Source organism: Streptomyces sp. a15, assembly GCF_059026085.1.
In genome coordinates this window covers 1-9,215 of the sequence record NZ_JBWLKM010000159.1, presented here as the reverse complement: position 1 = coordinate 9,215, position 9,215 = coordinate 1, and the positions used below count along the sequence as shown (strand labels likewise).

General features: G+C 69.7%; 5 protein-coding genes and 4 pseudogenes. 3 read left to right on the top strand and 6 right to left on the bottom strand.

Going from position 1 to position 9,215, the window contains the following annotated elements; genetic code table 11:
- Positions 1-268 precede the first annotated feature (268 nt).
- The gene (locus AC5P09_RS50440; protein ID WP_493880392.1) at positions 269-658 is read right to left on the bottom strand and encodes a hypothetical protein; all 390 of its coding nucleotides are present in this window, start codon (positions 656-658) and stop codon (positions 269-271) included.
- Positions 659-728: 70 nt separating this feature from the next.
- Between AC5P09_RS50440 and AC5P09_RS50435 the strand changes: the two are divergent.
- Positions 729-1,632, top strand: a pseudogene (locus AC5P09_RS50435) (IS982 family transposase).
- Positions 1,633-1,640: 8 nt separating this feature from the next.
- Here the strand turns inward: AC5P09_RS50435 and AC5P09_RS50430 are convergent.
- The 3 genes and pseudogenes from AC5P09_RS50430 to AC5P09_RS50420 all read right to left on the bottom strand — a co-directional run.
- Positions 1,641-2,059, bottom strand: a pseudogene (locus AC5P09_RS50430) (transposase); the annotation flags it as partial.
- Positions 2,045-2,686: pseudogene (locus tag AC5P09_RS50425) on the bottom strand (response regulator transcription factor); the annotation flags it as partial. The pseudogenes AC5P09_RS50430 and AC5P09_RS50425, both read right to left, overlap by 15 nt.
- Complete coding sequence (locus AC5P09_RS50420) at positions 2,677-4,410, bottom strand: sensor histidine kinase (protein WP_493880391.1); 1,734 nt, start codon at positions 4,408-4,410, stop codon at positions 2,677-2,679. The gene AC5P09_RS50420 and the pseudogene AC5P09_RS50425, both read right to left, overlap by 10 nt.
- A 403-nt stretch (positions 4,411-4,813) precedes the next feature.
- Here AC5P09_RS50420 and AC5P09_RS50415 point away from each other — a divergent pair, with 403 nt between their 5' ends.
- Positions 4,814-5,629, top strand: a complete 816-nt coding sequence (locus tag AC5P09_RS50415) for a CPBP family intramembrane glutamic endopeptidase (RefSeq protein ID WP_493880390.1) — start codon at positions 4,814-4,816, stop codon at positions 5,627-5,629.
- Positions 5,630-5,639: 10 nt separating this feature from the next.
- The gene (locus tag AC5P09_RS50410; protein ID WP_493880389.1) at positions 5,640-7,844 is read left to right on the top strand and encodes an MMPL family transporter; all 2,205 of its coding nucleotides are present in this window, start codon (positions 5,640-5,642) and stop codon (positions 7,842-7,844) included.
- Positions 7,845-8,122: 278 nt separating this feature from the next.
- On the opposite strand, the gene AC5P09_RS50405 is transcribed toward AC5P09_RS50410, so the two are convergent.
- Together AC5P09_RS50405 and AC5P09_RS50400 are read right to left on the bottom strand one after the other, a co-directional pair.
- Positions 8,123-8,746 carry an FAD-dependent monooxygenase gene (locus AC5P09_RS50405; protein ID WP_493880393.1) on the bottom strand — a complete coding sequence of 208 codons (624 nt, stop codon included), beginning with the start codon at positions 8,744-8,746 and terminating at the stop codon, positions 8,123-8,125.
- 204 nt (positions 8,747-8,950) lie between these two features.
- A pseudogene (locus tag AC5P09_RS50400) lies at positions 8,951-9,136 on the bottom strand (DDE-type integrase/transposase/recombinase); the annotation flags it as partial.
- Positions 9,137-9,215: the final 79 nt, after the last annotated feature.

The following is a 9,215-nucleotide window of genomic DNA, read 5'->3' as shown; positions in this document are numbered from 1 at the left end:
GTGCGGTGGGTCGCCGAGTCCGCCATCGCCTGGCTCCACGGACCCCGCCGCCTACGGAGACCCGCTGGGAAGTACGCTCGCGGACTTCGTGTACGAGGGTGCCCGCTCGATCACTGGCCCGCTGCTGGCCTCGCTGGGCGCGTCGGCCCTAGATGATCAATTCCAAGGGATGCCTGCGGAGGGTGTGGGGCGGGCGGCGGCCGAAGCCACCGCGAGACGGTCAGGCGGCGGGCTGCCGGCCCTGGTTGTCGAGGTGGCAGTCGGGCGGTCAGGCGTCAGGGTCGACTTCGGGGTGCGTGAACCGCACGGGCTTGCCCAGCGACCGGGCGTAGGCGATTTCGGCTCGGGTGCTGTCTCCGATGTAGTTGCCGACTACGAGCACCTCATCAGCGAGGCGGATCTTCGCCCGGTGCAGATCGCCGAGTCGAACCTTCAGCGCCTCGGCCTCGACAGGATCGGACCAAAATTCGTGCGGCGCCTTCATGTCACAGCCCGGTTTGACGACAATCTTTCCGGCTTTGGTCTCCCGCAGATCGGCCTCGTTCATCTCGGTCATGAAGCGGGTGGAGCCGCAGATCACGACGATACGCGGGAGGCTCAACAGCTTCTTCGCGTCGGCGAGCTTCTCCTCGGGGGTGAGCAGTTGCGGGTATGACACTGGTTCCTCCTGGTGGTGTGGTCCAAGGGGTGCCTGTGGAGACGAGGACGAGGGTGTCCAAGATCGTTTTGTGACGAACGACGTGGACACCCTCGCGACAGCACTCTATGCGACGACCGACGACATGCTGAAGGAGCATCCCGACCTGGCGCCGTGGCGTCCGCCGGTCGGCATTACGCCCCGCCTGAGCGATGCCGGACTGGTCACCCTCGCCACGATGCAGGCCATACTTCCGAGGCCAAATGGCTCCGCCATGCCCGTGCCCACCTGCGCCACCTCTTCCCCTACCTGCCCCAGCAGCCCGGCTACAACAAGCGGCTGCGCAAGGCCGCCGGCTGATGCGAAGCGTCAACCGGATCCTGGCCACCACCACCTCGGTGTGGAGCGACGACGTATGGGTCGTGGACTCCACCCCGGTGGAATGCCGCTGCTCCCGCGAGACCGTCAAATGCTCCGACCTGGCAGGTCGGGCCGAATACGGCTACTGCGCCAGCCACAGCCGCTTCTTCTGGGGCCTGCGCCTGCACCTGGTCTGCACCCTTCAGGGCCTGCCCATCGCCTTTGCCCTGACCGGGGCCAAGGCCGACGAACGCGAGAGCCTCCTTGACCTCCTGGCAGCCGAATGCGAGCTTCTGCGAGAGCGCCCCCGACGGACTCTCATCGGCGACAGGAACTACTTCGGCCGTAATTTCGAACGCGAACTGTCCGAGCATGGAGTCCAGTTGCTGCGGCCTGCCCGTAAAGGTGAACGGGAACGGCCTGGCGCAGCCCTGTTCAAGCCGCTGCGACAGGTCATCGAATCGATCAACGAGACCTTCAAGGGACAGCTTGACCTCGAACGGCACCGAGGGCGCACACCCGGAGGTGTCATAGCCCGCGTCATATAACGCATCCTCGCGCTGACCGCCGAGATCTGGCACAACGACGCCACCGGACAAACCGTCCTACGCTCACTGATCGCCTACGATTCCTAATTTTTTTGTCAAGCGGCGTTCGTGACGGGGGGTATGGGTTCGTAGCACCGTCCGTCGCGCAACAGGGCCCACAGGACGTTGACCCGGCGGCGGGCGAGGGCGAGGAGGGCCTGGGCGTGCCGTTTGCCCTCAGCACGTTTGCGGTCGTAGAAGCGGCGGGATTCCTCGCAGCAGCGGATGCTGATCAGCGCGGAGGTGTAGAAGACGCGCTGGAGTCGCCGACTGTAACGTCTGGGCCGGTGCAGGTGCCGCTGATCTTGCCTGAGTCGCGGGGAGCGGGGGCGACGCCGGCGAACCCGGCGAGGCGGTCCGGGCTGTCGAAAGCCGTCATGTCGCCGCCGGTGGCGGCGAGGAACTCGGCGCCGAGCAGGGGTCCGATGCCGGGCATGCTCGCGATCACCTCGGCGTGTTTGTGCTCGCGAAACCGGAGCACGGCCAGCACACGCCGCGACTCGCTGCCCGTGGCAGGGAGGCCCAGCTTGCCGAAGATGCTGGAGACGTACTTCTCCACCGCGCGCAGCGTGATCACCAGCCGGTCGGCGATGCCCTGGTTGGAGTTGCCGGCGGCCATCAGTTCGAGCACCTCGCGCTCCCGCGGCGTCAGCCGGTCGAGCGGATCGTCGCTGCGCCGCCGCGACAGGAGGGTGGAGACGATGGTCGGATCGACGACGGAGCCGCCGGCGGCGACCCTGCGGACGGCGGCCAGGAAATCGGGCACGTCACTGATGCGGTCCTTGAGCAGATAGCCGACACCCTCCGCCGAGTCGGCCAGCAGCTTCATGGCCAGGCCGAGTTCGACGTACTGGGACAGCACCAGCACCCCGACCTCGGGGTGGGCCGCGCGGATCTCCACCGCGGCGCGTATGCCCTCGTCGCTGTGGGTGGGCGGCAAGCGGATGTCGACGATGACCACGTCGGGCAGCCCGGCGCGCAACAGGGTGAGCAGTTCCTCGGCGTCCCGGCAGCGCCCCAGCACCTCGAAGCCGGCCTCGCCGAGCAGCCGGGCGAGTCCCTCCCGGAGCAGGACGCTGTCCTCGGCGATGGCTACCCGCATGGCAGTTCCGCCTTCACCCGGGTGCCGCTGCCGCTCGACGTCCACACCCGCAGCCGGCCGTCGAGCGCCTCGACCCGGTCGGCCAGACCACGCAGGCCACTGCCGCGTTCGGTGTCGGCGCCGCCGCGCCCGTTGTCGATGACCTCGATCACGACCTGACCGTCGGCCTGGGCGACGCTCACCGTCGCCTCGGTGGCCCGGGCGTGCTTGCCGATGTTGGCCAGGCTCTCGCAGACCACGTAGTACGCCGCGACCTCGACGGCTTCGGCGAGTCTGCCGTCGAGCCCTACCGCCAACCGGACGGGTACGGGCGCCCGTGCGGCCAGTGATTCGAGGGCGACGGCGAGCCCGTGCGCGCTGAGGACGGCCGGGTGCAGCCCGCGCGCCACGTCGCGCAGCTCCGCCAGGGACGTGGCGATCTCCCCCCTGGCCTGGGTCAGGAGGGTTCGGGCAGCGGGGTCTTCGTCGAGTCGTGCCTCCAGCATGGCCAGGTCGAGGGAGAGCGCGATGAGCCGCTGTTGAGCGCCGTCGTGAAGATCGCGCTCCAGCCGCTGGCGCTCCTTCTGGCCCGCCTCGATGACCCGGACCCGTGAGCCGCGCAACTCGTCGACGTGGGCCCGCAGTTCAACCTGGAGCCGACCGTTCTCCAGCGCGATGGCCGCGGCGGCGCTGACCGCGTCGAGGAGTTCGCGTTCTTCGTTGAGTGCGGCGTCGTGGACGAGAGCCGCCACCGGGGTGCCGTCGCGCTCGATGAGGGTGGTCGTCCGGGACGGATCGGCGGGCGGTTCGAGCGGCTTGCCGTGCTGGTCCGTCCAGCTGGCGAACTGCGGCAGCCAGTACATGAGCACGAGCGACGGATCCCCCAACGCCCGGGCCAACGGGGCCCGCAGATCGGCGGGTTCGGCCCGCAGCTCCACCACGAGGCCCGCGACGGCGGTGCGGGCCAGCCGGGCGCCCAGCAGTCCGGCGAGGAAGGCGACCGGGGCGAGGCTGATCACCGCGAGGCTCACCCGCTGGACCACCGGGAACGGAGGTCCGCCGAACACGCCCACCACCAGCAGGACGGCGATCATCACCAGCCCGAGAGCAAAGGAGTCGATCAGCAGCCCGAGGGACCTGCGCAACGGCCGCCCGCCGGCCCGACGGCGGGCCACGAGCAGCACGACACCCGCGAGGGAGACCGCGCTGATCGCGATGAGCTCACCGTGGAACAGCGTCCTGCCCGCCTCCGGCGCGTCGACCAGCCGTAGCGGATGATCCGGGCCGAACCCACCCAGCATCATCGCCAGCGGCTGCCCAACGACCGCGGCGACGTAGCCCAGGCCGACGAGCAGCCGCTCCAGCCGGCCCGTCAGTCGGCCGGCCGGGAAGGCCAGGAACAGGTGCAGGAACAGTACGAGCGGCAGCAGGTCGACCAGCTGCCCGACGGTCCCTACGGCGGCGGTGCCCGACCACGACAGGGCCGAGGCGAAGCTGACGACTCCCGCGAGGAACATCAGCGGGCCGAAGCGGTTGGCCGGCCGGTGCCACCACGCGACGAGACCGGCCGCGGAGTAGCACACCGAGATCCACACAAGCAGCGCGGCGTGTACCGCCGGAACACCGCTCGCCGCGGCGAGCGTCAGGCAGCCGCCTGCGGTCGCGGCCAGCACCAGGCCCGCCAGGCCGCCGAGCAGCACCGGCCTCCGCGCGCGAACAGAGCGACGTGCCGAGAGCACGGGCATCACTTCCCCCTTCCCGATCATTGCCGTCGGGCGTGACCGGGGCGCGACCGTCCACAACTGGCGTGCGTACGGCCGGAGATGAAGGGAGGCGTCGCTCGCACGCTACTCCCGGCACGGCACCCGCGCCAGCGCGGACGCCGAACTCCCTTCCCGGTGCCCGAGGGGAGTGTCAGCACCCGTGCGGCACACCAGAAACCCGCCCCCCGCACCTGCCAGTGGCCCGCCTTACCCGCCGTACCGCGGACTGCCAGCGTGAAGGGCAGTCCCGAAACGCACCCAAGGAGCCGTGATGAAGACCCGGGTCATCCAAGAGGAACCGGAAGAGCCCCGCCGGGGCACCCCCGACGTACCCCATCCCCAGGATCCCGGCCCACCGCGACTCCGCGCCCCGAGGAGGAAGCTCATGTCCCGACCCGCCACATGGGTCCAGGCCCATCCACTGGGCGCGTTCTTCGTGCTGGCCTACGCCCTGAGCTGGTCCGCCGTACCGTTCGGCAGCTTCTTCGCACCCGGCGCCCTCATCGCCGCCCTGATCGTGGTGTCCGTCTCCCAGGGCACCGCGGGGCTGCGCGAGTTGGGCTCCCGGCTGATCCGCTGGCGGGTGCGCTGGATCTGGTACGTGGCGGCGATCGCCGTACCGCTGGCGGTCCATTTCGCCGCCATGGGCGCGAACATGGCGTTCGGTGCGCCCACGCCCTCGACCGGTGACTTCACCCCCTGGTACGGCATCGCGCTCGCCATCGGAATGAACATGGTCGACCCCTTCAACGGCCCGCTCAACGAAGAGTCCAGCTTCCGCGGCTTCGCCCAGCCGGGCCTCCAGAAGCGCCGCAGCCCGCTGGCGGCCACCGCGATCCTCGCGGTCCTGATCACCGGCTGGCACCTACCGCTGTTCTTCATCTCGTCCTTCGGTGTCAGGCCGCACGAGGCGCTGACCACCGTGGCACTCACCTTCTGGTACGGCTGGCTGTTCAACCAGGCCGGCGGCAGCGCCCTGTTGACCCTGCTGGCCCATGCCACCGAAGGCACCATCAACACCGAGGACCTCTGGCCGTCCGGCGCGGACGCGACCCGGGAGACCTGGCTGTACCTCGGCATCTGGTGCGCGGTGGCCGTCTGCCTCGTCCTCGCGCACCGGCGCTTCTGGACCGCCAAGGCACCTCCCGGTGCCCACGAGCCGCCCGAACGCCCCACCCAGACACTCGTCAACGAAACCTGAGAGGTACCCCATGTCCCAACTGCTCTACCGGATCGGACACTTCGCCGGCCGGCACCCATGGCGCGTCATCATGACGTGGGTCGCGATCGCGGCCGCAGCCTTCCTGCTCAACCAGTCCTTCGGCGGCAGCGCCGACGACACCTTCAAAGTGCCCGGCATCGAGTCACAGAAGGCGGCCGAGGCGCTCGAGGACAAGTTCCCGCAGGAGAGCATCTCCACCGCCAACATCATCTTCCACTCCGACGAAGGGCTGACCCAGTCGGAGGTCAAGGCCGCGGTGGCCGAGGCACGTACCGAACTCGCCGGGATACCGCACGTGGTGGCGGTGTCCGATCCGTACGACGCACGGGGCCCGACGCTGAGTCCCGACCGCCGGACCGGCTTCACGACCCTGGCCTTCGACACCGAGGAGAAGGTCACCGCGGCCCAGTTCGACGCCGCGGAACGAGCCACTGAGCCCGTCCGCGCCGCCGGAGTACAGGTCGAGTACGACGGTGGCCTCGGCCAGGCCAAGGGTGAGGAGGCCGGCGGGGTCCCCAGCGAGATGCTCGGCGTCGCGTTCGCCGTCGTGATCCTGGCGGTGGCGTTCGGTTCCCTCGTCGCGATGAGCCTGCCGATCGTGGCCGCGCTGGTGGCCATCCTCATCGGCTTCAGCACCATCGGCGTCATGTCCGGGATCATGGCCGTCCCCGAGATCGCCATGATCGTCGCCATGATGCTCGGCCTCGGGATCGGCATCGACTATGCGCTGTTCATTCTGACCCGGCACCGCCAGCACCTGGCAGGCGGCATGCCCGTACCCGAGGCGGTGGGCCGCGCGAACGCCACGGCGGGCCTCTCGGTGCTGTTCGCCGGCGTCACCGTCATCGTGGCGATCACCGGTCTGCAGCTGGCGGGCCTCCGGATGCTCACCGTGATCGGCTGGGCCTCGGCGATCATGGTCACGGTGACCCTGCTCGCCGCACTGACCCTGCTGCCCGCGATGCTCGGGCTCGCAGGCCGACGGGTCAACAGCCTGCGAATTCCCTTCGTGAAGCCGAAGCCGGCGTACAACCCGCAGTCCAAGTCCAGCCGCTGGTCCGCCAAGGTGGTCGCACAGCCCGTTCGCTACGGCGCTGTCGCCCTCGTTGTGCTCGGCGTTCTCGCGGTGCCGGTCTTCTCCATGCATCTCGGCTTCCCCGACGCGGGCAACAATGCTCCGACCAGCACCACACGCAAGTCGTACGACCTCATCGCCGAGGGCTTCGGACCGGGCGTCAACGGCCCGCTGCAAGTGGTGATCGAGATGAACGGCGCCGACCCGTCCGCGGTCGAGGGCGTGGGCACAGCCCTGGAAGACGATCCCGGAATCGCCTCCGTGGGCGCTGTGGCGCTCAGCCCCAAGCGCGATCTGGCGGCGTTCGCCGTCACCCCGACCACCTCTCCGCAGAACGCCAAGACCGGCGAGCTCGTCAACCGCCTGCGCCAGGACCTGCTGCCCGACGCGTTGCGCGGAACCGACGCGAAGCCGATGGTCACCGGCGGGGCCGCCCTGAGTGCGGACCTCGCGACGCAGCTCCAGCAGCGCATGCTGTGGTTCCTCGGCGCCGTGATCGGACTGTCCTTCATCATCCTGATGATCGTGTTCCGGTCGGTCCTGGTTCCGCTGAAGGCCGCGATCCTCAACGTCCTCAGCATCGCTGCCGCGTACGGAGTGCTCGTCGCGATCTTCCAGTGGGGCTGGGGGGCCGGTCTCATCGGCCTCGACGGCAGCGTTCCGATCATGTCGCTGGCGCCCATGCTCATGTTCGCGGTTCTCTTCGGACTGTCCATGGACTACGAGGTGTTCCTGCTCAGCCGGGTGCGTGAGCAGTTCCAGCGCCACGGTGACGCCAAAGCGGCGGTCGTCGAGGGCGTCGGCTCCACGGCCCGGGTGATCACGAGTGCGGCACTGATCATGATCGGTGTGTTCGGCGCGTTCATCCTGATGGACGAGGCCACGACCAAGCTGTTCGGCGTGGGCCTCTCCGTGGCCGTCCTCCTCGATGTGACGCTGGTGCGGATGGTCCTCGTTCCCGCCGCGATGAGCCTGCTCGGGAAGCACGCGTGGTGGCTGCCGGGCTGGCTGCAGCGGGTCTTGCCGGACATCCACCTCGAAGGCGCCGACGCGGACGACCTCCTGCCCGCCCCTGCGCCGCCGGCGGATCTGGCAGCGGCGGCGCCCAGGACAGGCTAGTCACGGGGCAGCGGCCGACCCCCGGTTGCTGCCCTCGCCGGCACCGCTCCTGTCGAGCTTCGGCACGACACCTAGGGCGTCGGATCTTGTCCGACGTCGGGCCCGGACCGTCACTGGTTTGGGCCCAGCACCATGCACACCCCCCACGACGACCAGGGCCAAGAGGGCGAGACACAGACGCGTCGCACCCGCGACGAGGCCCACGACGGGTTTGCATGGCGCCGGCCTCTGAGGCGGCTCCCGCCCCCAGTCCCCCGAGGCCGTCATGACGCGTCGGATCAGGTGGGAAGCCATCGATCGAGGTACCCGCGCAGCCCCGCGAGCTGCGTGCCCCGGGCCACATGTCCGAGGTAGCCATCGGGGCGTACGAGCGCGTGTACGACGCCAGGCCAAGGGGCCCGGGTCCCGACGCGGTGGACGCCGACGAGGCCGTCACCGCCCCGCAGGAATGAGGCGATCCGTTCGTCGCTCCACAGGTAGGGCGGCCCGGTGAGCAGCAGTTGATACCCCGGGGCGACACAACGCGCCTGGAGGCCGCGCGGCAGGTCGGGCAGTCGGTCGCCGGCCTGCGGACCGCGCCGCAGCGGGCGCGAGCCCGCCGCGGAGGCGGGGCTGCGCCGGTAGCGGATGCCGAGTTCGGAGACCACACGGAAGACCCGGCCGCGCAGTGCCGTCGTCCGCAGCACCAACGGGGGCAGACGGGGGCGAGTTGGGTGCGGGCCAGCCGGACGGCCGGGTTGTTGCTGCGGACGGAAGGCGCGGTCCGTGAAGCACCGGACAACGCGGCCCACCGGGGCACGCTCGGTCTCGTACGTCTCCAGCAATCCCTCCGGCGCGGCGCCCCGACAGACGAGAGCGAGCTTCCAGCCGAGGTTGAGCGCGTCCTGGGTCCCGGTGTTCATCCCCTGCGCCCCGGCCGGGCTGTGGATGTGGCCGCGTCCCCGGCAAGGGCCAACAGGCGTTGTGCGGCGCGGGCGAAGACTGCGACCGGGGTGGTTCAGCAGCCCCGGTGCAGTTTGGTGCGGGCTGGATCCGGAAGAAAGCGCGGCGCGTCTCCAGAGGCACGGCCGTCGATTGGAGTCACGCGGTGAACAGTGGGAAACGGGGTGCACGATGCAGCCGGGCTGGAGGTCGCTGCGGCCGGCGGCCATCGTCAGTGCGTCGACCACCAGGGACGCGCGGTGGTGGTCGGCCATCGAGTAGCCGACGATCTCGCGGGTCGCCAGGTCCAGCCAGGTCGCCAGATACAGCCAGCCCTCGTCGGTGGGGATGTAGGTGATGTCAGTGTGCCACGAACCCTGGCCATTCAGCGGAATTGTGCGGTCTGACGATCCGGTAGCAGAAAAGGTGTCCTGACCTGCGAGGATGCGA

Bases quoted from the DNA above. Each gene is read 5' to 3' on its own strand.
- AC5P09_RS50410 (WP_493880389.1), top strand. From the start codon at position 5,640: ATGTCCCAACTGCTCTACCGGATCGGACACTTCGCCGGCCGGCACCCA.
- AC5P09_RS50420 (WP_493880391.1), bottom strand. From the start codon at position 4,410: ATGCCCGTGCTCTCGGCACGTCGCTCTGTTCGCGCGCGGAGGCCGGTG.
- AC5P09_RS50405 (WP_493880393.1), bottom strand. From the start codon at position 8,746: ATGAACACCGGGACCCAGGACGCGCTCAACCTCGGCTGGAAGCTCGCT.
- AC5P09_RS50415 (WP_493880390.1), top strand. From the start codon at position 4,814: ATGTCCCGACCCGCCACATGGGTCCAGGCCCATCCACTGGGCGCGTTC.